The organism is Acrocarpospora macrocephala, from assembly GCF_009687865.1.
Taxonomy (GTDB): Bacteria; Actinomycetota; Actinomycetes; order Streptosporangiales; family Streptosporangiaceae; genus Acrocarpospora; species Acrocarpospora macrocephala.
On record NZ_BLAE01000035.1, the window covers coordinates 33,763 to 52,455 of the forward strand.

17 protein-coding genes are annotated in these 18,693 nt (G+C 67.3%); 13 read left to right on the forward strand and 4 right to left on the reverse strand.

Annotated features, from left to right (window positions below; all coding sequences use genetic code 11):
• Positions 1–2: 2 nt before the first annotated feature.
• Positions 3–1,370 (reverse strand): LCP family protein, encoded by a 1,368-nt coding sequence (locus tag Amac_RS28465; protein WP_155357485.1) that lies wholly within the window; start codon positions 1,368–1,370, stop codon positions 3–5.
• Between the two features lie 243 nt (positions 1,371–1,613).
• Positions 1,614–2,624: a LacI family DNA-binding transcriptional regulator gene (locus Amac_RS28470; RefSeq protein WP_155357486.1), complete on the reverse strand. Its 1,011-nt coding sequence runs from the start codon at positions 2,622–2,624 to the stop codon at positions 1,614–1,616.
• 365 nt (positions 2,625–2,989) lie between these two features.
• Between Amac_RS28470 and Amac_RS28475 the strand changes: the two genes are divergently transcribed.
• The 12 genes from Amac_RS28475 to Amac_RS58085 all read left to right on the forward strand — a co-directional run bounded on the left by Amac_RS28475 (position 2,990) and on the right by Amac_RS58085 (position 16,037).
• On the forward strand, positions 2,990–4,744 hold the full coding sequence (locus Amac_RS28475) for an ABC transporter substrate-binding protein (protein WP_155357487.1): 1,755 nt from the start codon (positions 2,990–2,992) through the stop codon (positions 4,742–4,744).
• An 89-nt stretch (positions 4,745–4,833) separates the two neighbouring features.
• Positions 4,834–5,829 (forward strand): ABC transporter permease, encoded by a 996-nt coding sequence (locus tag Amac_RS28480; protein WP_155357488.1) that lies wholly within the window; start codon positions 4,834–4,836, stop codon positions 5,827–5,829.
• A complete protein-coding gene (locus Amac_RS28485; protein WP_155357489.1) occupies positions 5,826–6,731 on the forward strand; it encodes an ABC transporter permease in 906 nt (301 codons plus the stop codon). Before Amac_RS28480 ends, Amac_RS28485 begins: the two co-directional genes overlap by 4 nt.
• Complete coding sequence (locus tag Amac_RS28490) at positions 6,732–7,673, forward strand: ABC transporter ATP-binding protein (RefSeq protein WP_155357490.1); 942 nt, start codon at positions 6,732–6,734, stop codon at positions 7,671–7,673. It begins immediately after the preceding gene.
• A complete protein-coding gene (locus Amac_RS28495) occupies positions 7,673–8,452 on the forward strand; it encodes an ABC transporter ATP-binding protein (RefSeq protein ID WP_155357668.1) in 780 nt (259 codons plus the stop codon). The genes Amac_RS28490 and Amac_RS28495 overlap by 1 nt, the downstream gene beginning before the upstream one ends.
• A gap of 5 nt (positions 8,453–8,457) precedes the next feature.
• Positions 8,458–10,860: a glycoside hydrolase family 2 protein gene (locus Amac_RS28500; RefSeq protein WP_155357669.1), complete on the forward strand. Its 2,403-nt coding sequence runs from the start codon at positions 8,458–8,460 to the stop codon at positions 10,858–10,860.
• A gap of 59 nt (positions 10,861–10,919) precedes the next feature.
• The gene (locus Amac_RS28505) at positions 10,920–11,876 is read left to right on the forward strand and encodes an ROK family protein (protein WP_155357491.1); all 957 of its coding nucleotides are present in this window, start codon (positions 10,920–10,922) and stop codon (positions 11,874–11,876) included.
• A gap of 10 nt (positions 11,877–11,886) precedes the next feature.
• Positions 11,887–13,833: a cellulase family glycosylhydrolase gene (locus Amac_RS28510; RefSeq protein WP_155357492.1), complete on the forward strand. Its 1,947-nt coding sequence runs from the start codon at positions 11,887–11,889 to the stop codon at positions 13,831–13,833.
• Positions 13,834–13,859: 26 nt separating this feature from the next.
• Positions 13,860–14,954: a mannose-6-phosphate isomerase, class I gene (gene manA, locus Amac_RS28515; protein WP_155357493.1), complete on the forward strand. Its 1,095-nt coding sequence runs from the start codon at positions 13,860–13,862 to the stop codon at positions 14,952–14,954.
• A gap of 17 nt (positions 14,955–14,971) precedes the next feature.
• Positions 14,972–15,421: a FluC/FEX family fluoride channel gene (locus tag Amac_RS28520; protein WP_155357494.1), complete on the forward strand. Its 450-nt coding sequence runs from the start codon at positions 14,972–14,974 to the stop codon at positions 15,419–15,421.
• Positions 15,418–15,780, forward strand: a complete 363-nt coding sequence (crcB, locus tag Amac_RS28525) for a fluoride efflux transporter CrcB (protein WP_155357495.1) — start codon at positions 15,418–15,420, stop codon at positions 15,778–15,780. Before Amac_RS28520 ends, crcB begins: the two co-directional genes overlap by 4 nt.
• A gap of 77 nt (positions 15,781–15,857) precedes the next feature.
• The gene (locus Amac_RS58085; protein WP_170322692.1) at positions 15,858–16,037 is read left to right on the forward strand and encodes an antitoxin VbhA family protein; all 180 of its coding nucleotides are present in this window, start codon (positions 15,858–15,860) and stop codon (positions 16,035–16,037) included.
• A 104-nt stretch (positions 16,038–16,141) separates the two neighbouring features.
• On the opposite strand, the gene Amac_RS28530 is transcribed toward Amac_RS58085, so the two are convergent.
• Together Amac_RS28530 and Amac_RS28535 are read right to left on the reverse strand one after the other, a co-directional pair.
• Entirely contained in the window at positions 16,142–16,357 is a 216-nt protein-coding gene (locus Amac_RS28530; RefSeq protein WP_155357496.1) for an RNA-binding S4 domain-containing protein, read from the reverse strand.
• Positions 16,358–16,373: 16 nt separating this feature from the next.
• Positions 16,374–16,868, reverse strand: a complete 495-nt coding sequence (locus Amac_RS28535) for an anthrone oxygenase family protein (RefSeq protein ID WP_246268762.1) — start codon at positions 16,866–16,868, stop codon at positions 16,374–16,376.
• Between the two features lie 99 nt (positions 16,869–16,967).
• Here Amac_RS28535 and Amac_RS28540 point away from each other — a divergent pair, with 99 nt between their 5' ends.
• Positions 16,968–18,680 (forward strand): phosphatidylglycerol lysyltransferase domain-containing protein, encoded by a 1,713-nt coding sequence (locus tag Amac_RS28540; protein ID WP_155357497.1) that lies wholly within the window; start codon positions 16,968–16,970, stop codon positions 18,678–18,680.
• Positions 18,681–18,693 lie beyond the last annotated feature (13 nt).

Genomic DNA, 18,693 nt, shown 5'->3' on the forward strand with positions numbered 1-18,693 from the left:
GATCAACCGCACGTGTCGTGAGTTGCGTCGAAACTGTCGATGTCGTCCAGGGTCTTCGGCGGTTTGAGGCCCTGCCAGTCGCCGCCGAGGACCAGAACCACACGCGGAGTTGTGCCGGATTCGATGCGGGATGTTGTTGTTTGCTGGATCTCGCGGAACAGGCGGGACGCGCGGGCGACGCCCACGGGGGTGTATTTGACCACCGTCTTCGCGGCGAACTTGGGCGCCTGCTCGACCCGGACGATGTGGTAGCCGCGCTGTTCCAGGTTGGCGGCGGCGATCGTGCCGAGGCTGGCGCGGCCGGAGGCGTTCTGGACGATGACGTGGACCTGGGACTTGGGGATCTTCTGCTCGCCGGTGGTGAGGTCGCGGGCGACCGTGTCGGAGGCGACCATCTTGAACAGGCGGTCGGCCTGGGGCTGCACCCATTCGACCCGGCCGGGACTGGTCAGCGAGTAACGCCAGGGTGTGGTCACGAATTTGATCTGACCGGCGGTGATGCCCTTCGCGCTGAGGGCGAGATCCTTCATGACGCCGACCGACAGCGCGGGATCGGTGGTGATCGACCGGGTGACCGCGTCGAGGAAGTCGAACAGCAGGGCCGGGTCGGTCAGGGTCTCGCCGCTCATCGCCTTCTTGGCCATGGAGGCCAGGAACATCTGCTGGCGCTGGATCCGCCCGATGTCGGAGCCGTCGCCCAGGCTGTAGCGGGCCCGGACGTAGCCGAGTGACTGCTCGCCGGTGAGTAAGTGCCGGCCGGCGCTCAGCGTGAGCAGCGCCTTCTTGTCGGCGATGCCGGGTGCCGGCACGCAGATGGGTACGCCGCCCAGCGCGTTCACCATCTCCTTGAAACCGGTGAAGTCGACCTTCACGAAGTGGTCGATCCGGATGCCGGTGAGGTTCTCGATGGTCTTCCAGGTGCAGCCGATGCCGCCGGAGTTGAACGATTCGTTGATCATGCCGACGTGCGCGCGCTGGCCGGGGAAGCCCGCGCGCGCCGGGCAGTTGGGGAGCTTGACCAGGGAGTCGCGGGGGAAGCTGATCAGCAGCGCGCCGTCCCGCTTGGGGGAGACGTGGGCGAGGATGATCGTGTCGGTGCGCTCGCCGCCGAACTTGCCGTAGCGGGCGTTGGCGCCGTCCCTCTTGTCCGACCCCACCAGCAGCACGTTCATCGCCTCGGTGGCGATCTTCACCGGGCGCGGGCCGAGGTCCGCCTCGGTGACCACCTGGCGGGTCACGTTGCTCGTGAGCGTCACGACGCCGGTGACCAGGAAGGTCACCACTCCGGTCAGGACGCCGGTAGCCGCGGCCACGAATGCCCATACCCACGCCCGCCATTTCGGCGCCGGGCGCACGTCGACAGCACTCACGTGCTCACTCCTGAAGGGGGGTCGGCGAGAATCGGCAGTGTAGCGACCGATCCTGAACGTCAGATTCGGGTCGCAATACCAGCACACACTTAGACGCCGAAAATTCAGGAAAAGTTGTGAATTGGAGGGTCTGACGGCACGAGCAGGTCGTCGGCTTGCTCGCCGTTATCCGGCGCCGTTAACGCAGGTGACGGTTCTCGCCGCACCGGCGCCAACAGCGGCTGCGGCACTCTGTAGGTGTTCTTAGGCGGCGGGCGGGCCGGTGCTTCCTCTGGGGTTGAGACGCGCCGCTTGGTCTTCCAAGGCCGCCACCTCGGTCCCGTCGATCAAGGCCAGCAGCAGTTGGGCGGCATGTCCCCCATACGCCGGGATGTCGCGGCTCAGCGCTGTCAGCGGTGGGCGTACCACCTGGGACAGTGGGGAGTCGTCCCACGCCACGATGGACAGGTCGGTTGGCACGGTGAGTCGCAGCTCCTGGGCTACCGACAGGCCGGCCACCGCCATGATGTCGTTGTCGTACACGATGGCGGTCGGCCGGTGTGGTGCGCTGAGCAGGCGGCGGGTGGCTCGTGCGCCCTCCTCGCCGGTGTAGTCGGTGTGCACGGTCACGCACGATTCGAGCCCGGCCCCGGCTTCGCTGAACGCCCGATCCCTTATCGCGGTGTGCATGAGCTTGGGCAGCCCGGCCACCCGCGCGATCCGCCGGTGCCCGAGCGCGGCCAGATACTGCACCGTCTCCCGCACCGCGCTCCGCTCGTCGGACCACACCGACACCAGCGACCCCGACGCGGACGGATCCCCGACCACCACGGCCGGCATGCCGAGCGACTCCAGCACGGGGACGCGCGGATCGTCCATGTGCAGGTCGACCACGATCGCCCCGTCGATCCGCCCCTCGCCCCACCAGCGGTGGTAGACCGCTATCTCGGTGTCGTGATCCCGGACCACCTGCAGCATCAGCGCGCAGGACCGCGCCGACAGCTCCGCCTCGAGACCGCTGATCAACTCCATGAAGAACGGTTCCATGCCCAGGATCCGGGCGGGGCGGCACAGCGCGAGCCCGATCGCGTTGGCCCGGGCGCCGTTGAGGGCGCGTGCGGCGCTGTTCGGCCGCCAGCCGATCTCGTCGGCGATCGCCAGGATCCGGGCCCGGGTGCTCTCCGACACACCGGGCTGTCCGTTCAACGCATAGGACACCGCGCCTTTCGACACACCCGCCTGCCGCGCGATGTCCGCGATGGTCGGTCTTCTCACACACCCACCTTGACGTTCACTGAACCGGTCTAGTCCCTGCTCGAACAGGGCACACCCTACTACGCCCCCTGATTCAAATGTCTCGGTGCCATCACACCTCATCTCGCCCCTATTGACACCCCTGACATGCAGATTTTACGGTCACGGTACTTATCCGGTTCAGCCACCCGTACGACGGGAAGGGAGTCGACACGCGGCGGCTGTTCGGGGCCGGGAGCGTGCTGCTTGCTGACGTGGGAGCGCTCCCACGTACGGTCCAGGAGAGGTGAAGGCACCACCTCTCACGGTCGATCCATCGGGGATTAGGCCTGCTGATGTACGGACCTCCGCGCGGTCTGACCCGCGAGGAGGAAGGAGACAAGACGATGCGAAACCGAACTCGGTTTCTGATCCCGTTCGTGGTGGTCGGCCTGGCTGCCGCCGCCTGTTCGAGCGGAGACACGACGCCATCGACGCAAGGTTCCGCCCCCGCGGCGAGTGCGGCGGCCCCCGCCGACTCCAAGTCGTTCCCCCGGAACGAGACGCTCTACTCGAGCGGCACGATGTGGGGCCCGCCGGCCAACTGGAACCCGCTCCGCGAGTGGGACTCGGCCACCGGAACCAAGGGCCTGCTGTACGAGACGCTCTTCCTCTACGACGCCACCACCGACAAGTTCCAGCCCTGGCTGGCCGAGAGCGGTGAGTGGACGGGCGACAAGGAATACACCCTGAAGCTCCGCTCCGGCATCACCTGGTCGGATGGCAAGCCGCTGACCGCCGACGACGTGAAGTTCACCTTCGAGCTCGGCAAGATCGAGACCGTTCCCTATCACAACATCTGGACGTTCCTGGACTCGGCCGAGGTCGTCGACCCGCAGACGGTGAAGTTCACCTTCAAGGAGGCCCGCTACCAGCAGTGGGCCAACCACGTCTACCAGCGCGCGATCGTGCCCAAGCACATCTGGGAGTCGGTCAAGCCGGAAGAGGTCGTGGACTTCGCCAACGAGAACCCGGTCGGCACCGGGCCGTACAACTACCACAGCCACGACCAGGACCGGCAGGCCTGGGTGAAGCGTGACGACTGGTGGGGGATCAAGGCCCTCGGCAAGGACGTCAAGCCCAAGTACATCGTGGACATCGTGAACTCCAGCAACGAGGTCGCGATGGGTCTGCTGCTGCAGAAGGGCCTGGACCTCAGCAACAACTTCCTGCCCGGCGTGGCCAACCTGGTCAGGGGCAACTTCGGCGTCTCGACCTACTACGCGGACGCGCCGTTCATGCTGTCGGCCAACACCGCCTGGCTGGTGCTGAACACCAAGAAGAAGCCGATGGACGACCCCGCCTTCCGCAAGGCCATGGCCTTCTCGGTGGACACCAAGCGCATCGTCGAGAACGTGTACGGCAACCTGGTCAAGCCCGCCGACCCCACCGGCCTGCTGCCCCAGTGGGACAAGTACGTCGACAAGAGCGTGACCGGCTCGATGGGCTTCAGCTACGACCCGGCCAAGTCCAAGCAACTGCTGGCCGACGCCGGCTACAAGGACACCGACGGTGACGGCTTCATCAACAACAAGGACGGCTCGAAGATCGACCTGAAGATCATCGTGCCGACCGGCTGGACCGACTGGATGGAGTCCATCCGGGTCATCGCCACCAGCGCTAAGGACGTCGGGATCAGCCTGACCCCCGAGTTCCCCGACTACAACGCCCTGGTCGAGCAGCGCAGCACCGGCAAGTTCGACATGCTCATCAACAACGAGCGCCAGCTGTCGAACACGCCGGAGCGCTACTACGACTACGTCTTCAACATGCCGGTGCAGAAGCTCCAGAACACCGTGAACTTCGGCCGGTACGAGAACGAGAAGGCCTGGGATCTGGTCGGCCAGCTCGACGCCACCAAGACCGACGACGTCGAGGGCATGAAGGCCATCACCTCCCAGCTGCAGAAGATCCAGCTGGAGGACATGCCGGTCATCCCGCTCTGGTACAACGGCCTCTGGTCGCAGGTCAGCAACTCGGTCTGGAAGAACTGGCCGTCCGACGCTGCGGGCACGCCCAAGACGCCGCCCACCATGTGGCGTAACTGGCTCGAACTGGGCGGCGTGCTCACGCTGACCGAGCTCCAGCCCGCCGGCGCGTAGTCGGGACCTAGTGGATCGGGCGGGCCAGCCAAGGCCCGCCCGCATCCCCCGCCTGGCCAGGCTGGGGGACACATCCCCCGGAGGATGGTTTGCGACAATATTTCGGCCGGAAACTGCTTATCTACGCACTGACGTTCTTCGTCGCGGTCACCGTGAACTGGATGATCCCGCGGTTCATGCCGGGCGACCCGGTGGCGAGCATGGTCGCCAGGGCGCGCATCTCCGACCCGGAGGCCGTGGCGGCGATGCAGCAGTACTACAGCAATCTCTTCGGCTTCGACCAGCCGATCCTGGCGCAGTACTTCAACTTCTGGGGAGCGCTGTTCGCCGGAAATTTCGGCATCAGCATCTGGGCGTATCCGCTGCCGGTGGCCGACGTGATCATGGACGCGGTGCCGTACTCGCTGGGGTTGCTGATCCCGTCGATCCTGCTCAGCTGGTTCGTCGGGAACTGGGCGGGCGCGCTCGCGGCCCGGCGCAAGATCCTCGACAACACGGTGCTTCCGGTGGGGTATGTGCTGACCGCGATGCCGTACATGTGGATCGCGATCCTGCTCTGCTGGGGGTTCGGGGTCGTCTTCCAGGTGTTGCCGGTGGCCGGGGGTTACAGCTTCGCGATGCAGCCGAACCTGTCGTGGGAGTTCGTCGGGAGCCTGTTCCAGCACTGGCTGCTGCCGTTCGTGTCGCTGTTCCTGGTGGCGCTGGGCGGCTGGGCGATCGGCATGCGGAACATGATCATCTATGAGCTGGAGGCCGACTACTCCAACTACCTGGCCGCGCTCGGCGCGCCGCACCGGCTCATCCGGCGGTACGCCTTCCGCAACGCCGTCCTGCCGCAGATCACCGGCCTGGCCCTGCAGCTGGGCGTGCTGGTGGCCGGCGCGCTGGTCACCGAGATCGTGTTCTCCTATCCGGGGCTGGGCAGCCTGATCCTCAAGGCCATCCAGAACCAGGACTTCTTCCTCCTCCAGGGCACCTTCCTGTTCATCGTCCTGGGCGTGCTGATCGCCAACTTCGTGATCGACGTCGTGTACGTGATCGTCGATCCGCGGACCCGGGCGGGAATGACAGGGGCGACCACATGACCACCACCGATCCGATCACCGCGATCACCGCGCCGGATCCGGGCACACCCCCGGTCACCGTGCGACGGGAAGCCCTCTACTTCGCCGTACGGAACGGAAAGCTCCTGCTCGGCGCGGGCATTGTCGCGATATTTCTCCTCATCGGCATCATCGGGCCGTTCCTGGTGGATCGCCCGCCGATGGAGTACGTCGGCCAGCCCATGATGCCGCCGGACGGCGAATACTGGCTCGGCACCACCACCTTCGGCCAGGATGTGCTGGCCCAGTTCGTGCACGGCGTGCGCAACGCCTTCGTGGTCGGGCTGCTCGCCGGCGGCCTGGCCGCGCTCATCGGCATGGTGATCGGTTTCGTGGCCGGTTACCGGGGCGGCCTGGTCGACGAGATCCTCAACATGCTCACCAACGTGGTCCTGGTCATCCCCACCCTGGCCGTGCTGCTGATCATCAACGCCTACCTGGGCATCCGCAGCGTCGGCATGCAGGCCCTGTTCATCGGCCTCACCTCCTGGCCCTGGGTGGCCAGGGCGATCAGGGCGCAGACGTTCTCGCTGCGCAGCCGCGACTTCGTGGATCTGGCCCGGCTGAGCGGGGTGCGCACGGGCAAGATCATCCTGCGGGAGATCGCGCCGAACATGAGCTCCTACCTGTTCATGACGTTCATCCTGCTGTTCGGCAGTTCCATCCTGATCGCGTCCTCCCTCGACTTCATCGGCCTGGGCCCGACCGACGGCGTGTCGCTCGGCGTGATGCTCAACCACGCCAACCAGTGGAGCGCGCTCCATCTGGGCATGTGGTGGTGGTTCGTCCCGCCGGGTGCCGCGATCACCGCCATCGTGGGCGCCCTCTATGTCGCGAACGTCGGCCTCGACGAGGTGTTCAACCCCAAGCTGAGGGAGCTCTAGATGACCCTGAGTGTGCAGGATTTAAGGGTCTATTACCGGACTCTTCGCGGCGACGTGAAGGCCCTCGACGGGGTCAGCTTCGACGTGGCGGACGGCGAGATCCTCGGCCTGGCCGGGGAGTCCGGCTGCGGCAAGACCACGCTCGGCAAGGCGCTGATCCGGATGGACGGCCGGATGAAGCTCGTCGGCGGCCAGGTTGAACTCGACGGCGAGAACCTGCCGATCGGGGACACGGTCAAGATGAACCCGTTCCGGTTCACCGAGGTGTCGATCATCCCGCAGTACTCGATGAGCGCGATGAACCCGACCCGCAAGATCGGCCGGATGGTCCGCGAGCTGCTCGACTCGCGCGGCGTCACGGTGGACACCGACGAGCTGCATCGGCGGCTCGACCTGGTCGAACTCTCCAGGGACGTGCTCACCAAGTATCCGCTGGAGCTGTCCGGCGGGATGAAGCAGCGCATGGTGATGGTCATCTCCACGCTGCTCAACCCGTCCCTGCTGATCGCCGACGAGATCACCTCGGCGCTGGACGTGTCCACCCAGAAGGCCGTGGTCACCACGCTGAAGGGCTTCCGCGAGCTGGGCTTCGTGAAGAGCATGATCTTCATCACCCATGACATCTCGCTGACCAACCAGCTGGCCGACACGATCATGGTGATGTACGCGGGCAAGCTCGCCGAGAAGGCCCCCGCGGACACGATCGTGAATCGGGCCCGCCATCCGTACACGCAGCTGTTGATCTCCTCGCTGCCCGAGGTCGGGGTTCGCTACGCGGAGAAGAAGCTGACCGGCATTCCCGGCAATCCGCCCTCGCTGCTCAATCCGCCGGTCGGCTGCCGGTTCCAGGATCGTTGCCCGCTCGCTTTCGACAAATGCCGGGAGGAACCCCCGGCCGTCGAGGTCGAGAAGGATCATTTCGTCGCGTGCTGGAAGGCATGATGCTGAAACTCCAGGAAGTCTCGAAAGTCTTCAGAGTCGGCGCCTTCGGCGGCAAGACCATGACGGCCGTGGACGAGGTGAGCTTCGAGGTCGCCCGGGGCGAGGTCGTCTCGCTGATCGGGGAGAGCGGCAGCGGCAAGAGCACGATCGGCAAGATGGTGCTCCGGCTGATGTCCGCTCAGAAGGGCACGATCACCTTCGACGGGGACGACGTCACCAAACTGGAAAAACGCGCCTACTACCGCAAGATCCAGGGCGTGTTCCAGGATCCGTTCAGCTCGTACAACCCGATCTTCAAGGCCGATCGGGTGTTCAGCATGATCAAAGAGGTCTACTTCCCCAAGGAGGCGGACCGGATCTGGCAGGACAAGGTGGCCGCCGCGCTCAACGACGTCCGGCTGGAGGCCGGTCAGGTGCTGAACAAGTTCCCGCACCAGCTCAGCGGCGGCCAGCTGCAGCGGCTGCTGATCGCGCGGGCCCTGCTGCTGGACATCGACCTGCTGGTGGCCGACGAGATCACCAGCATGCTCGACGCCTCCACCCGGATCGATGTGCTCAACCTGCTGGCCGACCTGAAATCCCGCGGCCTCGGCGTGCTGTTCATCACGCACGACCTCGCGCTCGGCAACTACATCAGCGAGCGAACGGTGGTCCTGCACCAGGGCAGGATCGTCGAGTACGGCCCGACGGAGAAGGTATTCGAGACGCCGGAGCACGCCTACACCAGGAAGCTGCTCGCCTCGGTGCCGCAACTGCACAGGAAGTGGGAGGGCGTGTGATCACGATGTTGCACGAAGGCTGGGCCGTCACGGCGGTCTCCTCGACCGGGCAGTCGCGCCCGGTCGTGGCGGGACTCCCGGCGACGGTGCCCGGATGCGTGCACACCGACCTGTTGACGGCGGGGATCATCGCCGATCCCTATCTGGACGACAACGAAGTCAGGCTGACCTGGATCGGGCGGACAGGCTGGTCGTACGAGACCGCGTTCGTCTGGGACGGGACCGAGGATGAGCGGGCCGATCTGGTCTGCGAGGGCCTGGACACGGTGGCCACGGTGCTCCTCAATGGGGTGCAGATCGGGCAGACCGCGAACCAGCATCGTTCCTATCGGTTTCCGGCGAAGCACCTGCTCGTGGAGGGCCGGAACACGCTGAAGATCCTCTTCGAGGCGCCGTACGCGTATGCGGAGCGGCAGCGGGCCGCGCTCGGAGACCGGCCAGGGGCTTATGGCCAGCCGTACCAGTTCATCCGGAAGATGGCCTGCAACTTCGGCTGGGACTGGGGCCCGACGGTGGTCACCTCCGGCATCTGGCGGCCGATCTACCTGCACACCTGGAGTACCGCCCGGCTGGCCGAGGTCCGCCCGCTGGTCACGGTCGCCGACGGCGTCGGCCAGGTCGAGGTGCACGTCACCGCCGACCGCGCCACCCAGGCCCCGCTCACCCTGACCGCGTCCGTCGCGGGCGTGTCCGAGCAGGTACGGCTCGCGCCCGGCGAACGAACGGCAGTGGTCTCGCTCACCGTCCAGGATCCCGACCTCTGGTGGCCGCGCGGGTACGGCGAGCAGCCGCTCTACCCGCTGACCGTGCAACTCGGCGACGACGTGTGGACGAAGGAGATCGGCTTCCGCACGGTCGAACTGGAACCGGACGCGTTCCGGATCATCATCAACGGCGTGCCGGTCTTCATGAAGGGCTTCAACTGGATCCCCGACGACTGCTTTCCCAACCGGGTGACCCGCGAGCGGCTGGCGCAGCGGTTCCAGCAGGCGGTCGAAACCGGGGCGAACACGCTGCGCGTGTGGGGCGGCGGGCTGTACGAGAGCGAGGACTTCTACGCCCTGGCCGACGCGCTCGGCATCCTGGTGTGGCAGGACTTCCCGTTCGCCTGCGCGGCCTACCCGGAGGAAGGGCCCTTCCGGTTCGAGGTGGAAGCCGAGGCACGGCAGCAGGTGACGCGGCTGGCCAACCATCCGAGCCTGGTGTTGTGGTGCGGCAACAACGAGAACCTCGAGGGCCACGCGGACTGGGGCTGGCAGGAGAAGCTGGAGGCGCGTAGCTGGGGTTCCGGGTTCTACTACGAGTTGTTGCCCCGGGTGGTGCGGGAGCTGGATCCGACGCGGCCGTACTGGCCGGGGAGCCCGTATTCCGGGTCGCCGGAGTTGGCGCCCAATGATCCGGCGCATGGGTCCACGCATATCTGGACGGTGTGGAACCGAGAGGACTACACGTTCTACGCGACCTACCAGCCGAGGTTCGTGGCGGAGTTCGGGTTCCAGGGGCCGCCGACGTACGCCACGTTGCGCAGGTCGGTCAGTGACGAGCCGCTGGCGCCCACGTCCAAGGGGGTCATGCACCACCAGAAGGCCGTGGACGGCAACGGGAAACTGCTCCGCGGTCTGGGCTCGCATCTGCCGGAGCCGTCGAACTTCGACGACTGGCACTACTACACCCAGCTCAACCAGGCGCGCGCGATGGTGTTCGGGGTGGAGCGGTTCCGGGCGCTGGCGCCGTACTGCATGGGCACCATCGTCTGGCAGCTCAACGACTGCTGGCCGGTGACCTCCTGGGCCGCCGTCGACGGCGACGCCCGCCGCAAACCCCTCTGGTACGGCATGCGCCGCGCCTTCGCCGACCGATTGCTGACATTTCAGGACTCGTCCGTGGGGGCGGCGCACGGGGTGGACGGGGACGTGCTCGTCGTGGTCAACGACACCGGCGAGGAGTGGGCGGGGGAACTCGCGGTGGTCCGGCAGACGATCGCCGGGGAGACGCTCGCCAAGGAGCACCTCCCGGTCACCGTGCCCGCGCGCGGCACCCTGGCCGTCCCGCTGCCCGGTTCGCTGACGGCTGCCGACCCCGCCCGCGAACTGCTGGTCGCCGTGCTGGGTGACGCGCGGGCGCTGCGTTTCTTTACCGAGGATCCCGCGACCGATTTCCCGCCCGCCGAGTTCGAGGCGACCACCGAGCCGGCCGACGGGGGGCTGCGGGTCTCGATCACCGCCAGGACCATCGTCCGCGAGCTGGCGATCTTCCCCGACCGGCTCGATCCCGACGCCACCGTGGACGACCAGCTCGTCACCCTGCTCCCCGGCGACACGGCCACCTTCCACGTGTCCGGAGACGTGGATCCGGATGAGCTCACCGCCTATCCGGTGCTGCGCTGTGTCAACGAGGCCCACGTGTGATGCCCTAAAGCCCGATATGGGATGGTTCCGGAAAAGTTCTCTTAACGGAGGGGCGGAACATGACGGTTCTGGCGATCGACATCGGAGGGACGAAGTTCGCGGCGGCCATGGTGGAGCCCACCGGGGTGATCACCGCCAGGCTGGAACTGCCGGTGGGCCCGGACGCGACCGCGACGCTGGCCGAACTGGTCGGCCGGATCGCGGTGCCCGGGCTGACCGGGGATTCGGGGCTGACCGGAGTGGGCATCGGGTCTGCCGGGCCGCTGGACGTGCTCGGCGGCACGGTGAGCCCGGTCAACATCCCGTCCTGGCGGGAGTTTCCCCTGGTCAAGACCGTGAGCGAGTTACTGCCCGAGCTGCCGGTGCGGCTGGCGGGGGACGCCCAGTGCATGGCGCTGGGGGAATGGTGGCAGGGCACGTACGGGAAGCGGGCTTCGGACGCGGGGCCGTACAAGACCTTGCTGGGCATCGTCGTGTCCACCGGGATCGGCGGCGGCGTGGTCGTGGACGGCCAGCCCTTCCTCGGCCCCACCGGAAATGCCGGACATATCGGTCATATCAGTGTGGACCGGGATGGGGATGCCTGCCCGTGCGGGGCCACCGGCTGTGTGGAGACGATCGCCAGCGGGCCGAGCATGGTGCGCTGGGCGCTCGACAACGGCTGGCGGCGGGCGGTCGAACCCGCCTTCTGGGCCGGGCGCGCGGTCGACGCGCGTTCGTTGGCGGCCGACGCCAAACGCGGCATCCCGGTGGCCAAACTCGCCTTCCAGCGCGCCTCCGACGCCCTCGGCACGGCAATCCTCACCGCCGCCGCCCTCTTTGACATTGACAACGTTGTCATCGGCGGTGGCGTCGCCGCGGCGGGCCCGACCCTGATGGTCCCGCTGCGCCAGGCCATCGCGCGCCAGGCGGGCCTGGGCTTCCTGCACCGCCTGCGCGTGGACGCCACCTCACTCGGCCGCGACGCCGGCCTGTACGGCGCCGCGGCCCTCGTTCTCGGGGATCGACCATCCTGAAGGAGCAACCGTGAGATTCACCGCCATCCTGACCATGGCGTTATCGGCGGCCTTGATCGCCACCCCAGCGGCCTCAGCGACCCACCAGAACGACGGCTTCGTCCAACGCCAGGGCGCTGACCTGGTGCTGAACGGCAAGAAGTTCCACTTCTCGGGAACCAACAACTACTACTTGCACTACAAATCACGCCTGATGACCGACGACGTCTTCACCGACGCCGCAGCCGCCAAGTTCAACGTCATCCGCACCTGGGGCTGGCTCGACATCGGCAACCAGGACGGCAGCAACTCGGTCGCCGGCAAGGCCGACGGCGTCTACTTCCAGTACTGGAACGGCACCCGCCCCACCTACAACGACGGCGCGGACGGCCTGGAACGCCTCGACTACGTCCTCTACAAGGCCCGCCAGGCCGGCATCAAGCTGATCATCCCGTTCACCAACAACTGGGCGGACTTCGGCGGCATCGACCAGTACGTCCGCTGGGCCGGCCTGGACAACCACGACGACTTCTACACCGACCCCACCATCCGCGGCTGGTACAAGGACTGGATCGACCACGTCCTCAACCGCACCAACACGCTGACCGGCGTCAAATACAAGGACGACCCCACGGTCATGATGTGGGAGCTCGGCAACGAGCCGCGCTGCAAGGGCTCAGGACTCTACCCGCCGTCGGCCACCTGCACCCCGCAGACCCTCACCACCTGGGCCGACGAGATGACCAGGTTCATCAAGTCCAAGGACGGCAAGCACCTGGTCGGCGTCGGCGACGAGGGCTTCCGCTGCACCGACCCCACCAGCTCGGACTGGACGATCAACTGCGGCGAGGGCGTCGACAACACCGCGCTGACCAAGCTGCCCGCCGTGGACGTGATGTCCTTCCACCTCTACCCGGACGGCTGGCTGAAGGACGCCGCCTGGGGCACCGAGTGGATCAAGAGTCACATCCAGAAGGCCCGCCAGCTCGGCAAGCCATCGCTGCTGGGCGAGTTCGGTTTGCGCGACAAGGCCACCCGTAACGTCGTCTACCAGGAGTGGACCGAGGCGGTGCGGTCGTCGGGTGGCACCGGCTGGCTGTACTGGATCCTGTCCGGCATCCAGGACGACAACACGCTTTATCCGGACTATGACGGCTTCACGGTCTACTGTCCGTCGCCGGTCTGCCAGACGCTGACCAACGCCGGGACCGAACTCGCATTTGGGCAGCGTTCGCTGCCGCCGGTAGCCGATCACGACGCCACCACCGTCGAATTCGGCACCGGGGCGACGCTGGACGTGGCCGCCAACGACATCGCATACCGGACATATGTGAAGGCCAGCACCATCGACCTCGATCCGGCCACCGCCGGGCGGCAGACCAGTTCCGGGGACTTCACGCTGGTCGACGGCAAGGTCTCGTACACGCCGCCCGCCGAGTTCGCCGGCCGCGCCACCGCGCACTACACGATCAAGGACGCCGCCGGCCGCACCTCCAACGTGGCCAACATCACCGTCACCGTGAAGCCTGACCCGACCGGCGCGATCAAGCTGTTCTCCTTCGAGGACGGCGTCCAGGGCTGGGCTCCCGGCAACTGGCAGCCCGACGCGGGCTCGGTCGAGCAGACCTCGGCATACGCGACCGACGGCGTCTCCGGCCTCCGGATCAACTCCACCGGCGGCGCCTGGTTCGGGGCGACATTCCCGGAACCGGTGAACCTGGCCAACAAGTCGCAGTTCAAGTGGGACCTGAAGACCGGCCCCGCGGGCACGTCGGTGGCGGTGGCCCTGCAGTTCGGGCCAGGATTCACCTGGTGCCAGTCCAACTTCACCTGGGCCAACCAGGACAGCGTCGTTCCCGTGGAGATCGATCTCACCTCGGCCATGTCCTGTTCACTGGAGGACCTCGCCGATGTGCGAGGAATGTTCCTGTGGATTAGCCCAGGTTCGTTTGACATTGACAACATAAGAGCTGAATAGCCCGCTGACATACCGAAGGACGCCACGTGGACCTGCTGACCAATCCGATCAAGGACTATGCCTGGGGCTCCCGCACGGCCATCGCCGCGCTGACCGGGCGGTCCGCGGCAGGTCCCGAGGCGGAGATGTGGCTCGGCGCCCATCCCTCCGGCCCATCGTTGCTGTCGCGCGACGGGTCGCAGCGCTCTTTGCCCGACGTCATCGCCGCGAATCCGGTGGCCGAGCTCGGGGCTGCCGTGATCGAGCGGTTCGGGGAGCGGTTGCCGTACCTGCTGAAGTTGATCGCGGTGGATCGGGCGCTCTCCATGCAGGTCCACCCGTCGCTGGAGCAGGCCGCGGAAGGCTTCTGCCGGGGCGACCACAACTACTCCGATCCGTGGCCCAAGCCCGAGATGATCTGTGCGCTCACCCCCTTCTCCGCCCTTGCCGGGTTCCGCCCGCCCGGCGAGGCCGCGGAACTGGTCGCCGCCCTCGGCCTGCCCGCCCTCACCCCCATCGCCGACGCCCTCGCCTCCGGCGACGTGCTCGCCGCTCTCCGCATCCTGCTCGGCTGGCCCGCCGCCGACCGTCCCGCCCTGGTCCACGACCTGGTACGGACGGCTGACCACGACCTGGTCACCCAGCTGGCCGAGCAGTACCCGAACGACCCCGCCGTCCTGGCCCCCCTGCTGATGCGCCACCACCAACTCGCCCCCGGCGAGGCCCTCTACCTGGGTGCCGGCGTGCTGCACTGCTACCTCGACGGCTTCGGCGTGGAGATCATGGGCAGCTCCGACAACGTGCTGCGGGCCGGGCTCACCCCCAAGCCCATCGACATCGAAGAACTCCTCCGCATCACCGACCCCGCCGCGCAGCCCGCCGCCATCGAGCCGGTGGCCGACGTCTACCTCACGCCGTCACCGGAGTTCCAGCTCCGGCGCTTCACCCCCGGCGACGCCTACCACGTCCCCGGCGACAAGCCGCGCATCCTCATCTGCGTCGACGGCGTCGTAAGCATCCGGAACGCCGCCCAGGAAGAGCTCAAACTGCACCCCGCGGAGGCCGTCTTCGCCGCCGCTTCCGACGGCGCCCTGGAACTCTCCGGCAACGGCACGGTGTTTTGCGCGGAACCCCGCTTGTGACCGATGCTGGTTTCGCGATGCGCGAACCCATCGACTCCGACGTCGACCTCCACGTACCCGCCGAGCGCGCCGAACTGCGCCCGACGCCGTTCCCCGTGCTCGCCGCCATCTCCGCCGGCGGCGTGCTCGGCGCCCTCGGCCGGTACGGCATCGGCGTGGCACTCCCACACCCACCCGGCGGCTTCCCCTGGTCCACCTTCCTGGTGAACATCTCAGGCTGCCTCCTGATCGGCATCCTCATGGTCCTGATCACCGAGGTATGGACCGCCCGCCTCCTACGCCCATTCCTAGGCGTCGGCGTCCTCGGCGGCTACACCACTTTTTCCACATATGTCCTGGACATCCACCAGACGATGACCAACGGCGCCCCCACCACCGCCCTCCTCTACGCAGCGGCCACCCTCATCGGCGCCCTCCTGGCCGCCTGGACAGGCATCACCGTGACCGCCCGCCTAGTCATCAGATGACCGCCCTCCTCGTAGCCCTAGGCGCCGCAATCGGCGCCCCCCTCCGCTACCTCACCGACCGTTTCATCCAGTCCCACCACGACTCGGTCTTCCCCTGGGGCACCCTGACCGTCAACGTCACCGGCTCCTTCATCCTCGGCCTCCTCCTCGGCCTCCCCGCCACCACCCAAGTCACCGCCCTGCTCGGCCCCGGCTTCTGCGGCGCCCTAACCACCTACTCCACCTTCAGCTACGAAACCATCCGCCTAGCCCAGGAAGGCTTCCGCTTCTACGCCACCGCCAACATCACCGCCAGCCTCATAGCCGCCCTAGGCTCCGCCACCCTCGGCCTCATGCTCGCCCAAGCCTTGACAACCTGAGAGGCTCACCATTCCGCCATTGCGGGGCCTTTAGCGGCACCCTTGCTGCCACGACTACGTCAAAGGAGCTATTCAAAGTGCCCTGCGAACTGACTGCTGAGAGAGCTCGGTCACTGACGCAAGCGTTGGTATCGGTGCAGGCTGAAGGGCTTACGATGGGCGCCGATGTCGAGGCCATCGCTGAACGATGGGCGCGTGGCGAAATCAGCACCGTACAGATGCGTGAACTGGTTCGGCGGCTGTACGACGGACCGTGAGATCCATACCTCGACCGCGCGAGTAGTGTGCCGCGCAGCAAGCCCGGCGTCTCCGACCTGTGGCGCCTGCGTGCAGTGGAGCGGGCGTCAAATGGGCGTGCGAGCTAGCCTGCCACCACGTGGATCTCGAAGCCGTCGCCGCTGACGATTTGGCCGTTGCGGACCTTGCGGCGTTTGCGGAGTTCGACTTCGCCGTCTACTAGGACGTTGCCCTCGGCGATGAAGTGTTTGGCTTCGCCGCCGCTTTCGGTGATGGCGCAGTATTTGAGCAGGTCGCAGAGGGGGATGTAGTCGGATGCCAGGGTGAAGGTCTCTCGCACCTAACCAGGATAGGTCTCACCAGGTGTTGGCCCAGAAGGCCAGGGCGAGGGCGGCGACCAGGAGGCTGGCGGCGCTGAAGAGGGTGCGGAGGGTGTTCCAGCGGTTCCAGCGGGGGGCGAAGGCCGTCCAGATGTCGGTGGCGGGGCCGGTCGCGTGGTCGAGGGCGTTGTTCAGGGGGATGTTGACGGCGATGGTGGGGATGAACGTGCCCCCGAGGTAGACGGCGGCGGCGGCCAGGAAGAGCAGGCCGGGGAGGGTCTGGCCGTCGATCAGCACGAGGACGCCGGTGATGATGCCGACCAGGGGTGTGCCCAGGAAGGACAGGAAGAAGACCGGGTTCTGGATCTTGATGTTGATCTGGCGCATGACCGGGACGGCGTGTTCCGGTCCGGCGGAGTCCATGGCGAGCATCACCGAGACCGAGTAGGCGTAGAAGAGTCCGGCGATCCAGCCGGTGAGGAACACCGTTGCGAACGCCGCGATTGCCGTCAGGGCGAACATCTCGACCATCTCCCCTCGTTTCGGCTAACCCTATGAAACCCGCGTGCCGCGCGCATCGTCCCCAGGTCGGATGCGCTCCCGCCTGTAGCGTTGGTCTGGGGGGAACGCATGGGTGGTCGTTCGCGGGTGCCGCGGATGCTGTCGATATCTCTGACGGTGCTCGCGGTGTATTCGGCGGTGATCGCGCTGATCCCGCCGCTGCGGCGTGGCCTGAGCGGTTTGACCGAGTTCGTGGACAGCTGGCTCTTCCCCATCGCGCCCAACCTCGCCTACGCCGCGTTCACCGCGCTGTTGGCCGGCGCGCTGGCCCGGCGCAAGCGGATCGCCTGGCGGCTGGTCGTGGTCCTGCTCGGCATCTCCCTGGCGCTCAGCCTCGCGGGCGTGCTGGTGCTGCTCTACGTGCCGGGCGGTACGTTCGAAGGCGGCAAGGGAACCCTGGCCGAGACGGCGTTCAGCCTGGTCGTGGTCACCCTGCTGATGGTGCTGATGCTCTGGTCGCGCCAGGAGTTCTACGCCCGGGTCCAGCCCGCGTCGGCCCGCAAGGCGATCCTGACCCTGGGCGGCCTGCTCGCCGTCTCGTTCGTGGTCGGATTCCTGCTGGTCACCGCGTTCTCCGGCACCCTGCCCCCGCACCGGCGGGCGGTGTGGACGCTCAGCCACACCCTCGGCGGCGTGTTCGACGTGCCCCACCCGGGTCACCCGCCGAGCTGGGTGTCGTTCCTGATCGGGCTGATGAGCGCGATCGCGCTGATCACCGCCTTCGCGGTGCTGTTCCGGTCGCAGCGGGCCAAGGCCGTGCTGGCCCCCGAGGACGAGGAACGGATCCGGAAGCTCCTGGGCGAGCGTGATTCGCTCGCATATTTCGCGACCAGGCGGGACCGTAGCGCGATCTTCTCGCCCAGCGGGAAGGCGGCCGTCTCCTACCGCGTCGTCAACGGCGTCAGCCTGGCCGGGGGCGACCCGGTCGGCGACCCCGAGGCGTGGGAGCACGCGATCCGCGCCTGGACCGACCAGGCCGCCGCGTACGGCTGGACGCCCGCCGCGATCGGCGCCAGCGAGGAGGGCGCCCGCGCCTACCAGCGCGGCGGCCTGAAGGTCCTCGAACTCGGCGACGAGGCGGTCATCGACGTGGCCGCGTTCACGCTCACCGGCCGGGAGATGCGCGGCGTCCGCCAGGCCGTCAACCGGGTCGAACGCGCCGGTTACACGCTGTGCGTGCGCCGCCACCACGAACTGAACCCCGAGGAGATGCGCACCATCATCGGCCGCGCCGAGGCCTGGCGCGACACCGAGACGGAACGCGGCTTCTCGATGGCCCTCGGCCGCCTCGGCGACCCGAGGGACGGGCAGTGCGTGCTGGTACAGGCGCGGAAACCGGACGGGGACGAGGCGGCCCTGCTGTCGTTCGTGCCGTGGGGCGCCACCGGTCTTTCGCTCGACCTGATGCGGCGGGACCGGGACGCCGAGAACGGCCTGATGGAGTTCATGGTCGCCGGTCTGGTCGAGGCGGCCCCGGGGCTCGGCGTGGACCGGATCTCGCTGAACTTCGCCGTCTTCCGGTCGGCGTTCGAGGAGGGCGCCAGGATCGGCGCGGGCCCGGTGATCCGGGCCTGGCGCCGGCTGCTGCTGTTCCTGTCCCGCTGGTGGCAGCTGGAGTCGCTGTATCGGGCAAACGTGAAATATCACCCCGAATGGGTGCCCCGATTCCTCGCGTACGGGGACACCAGAGACCTGGTCAAGGTCGGCATCGCCTCAGCCGTCGCGGAGGGGTTCCTGCGCCCGCCGAGCCTGCCGCAGCTGCTTCGGCGCGGGGAGGCGTGACTTAGGGTGGGCT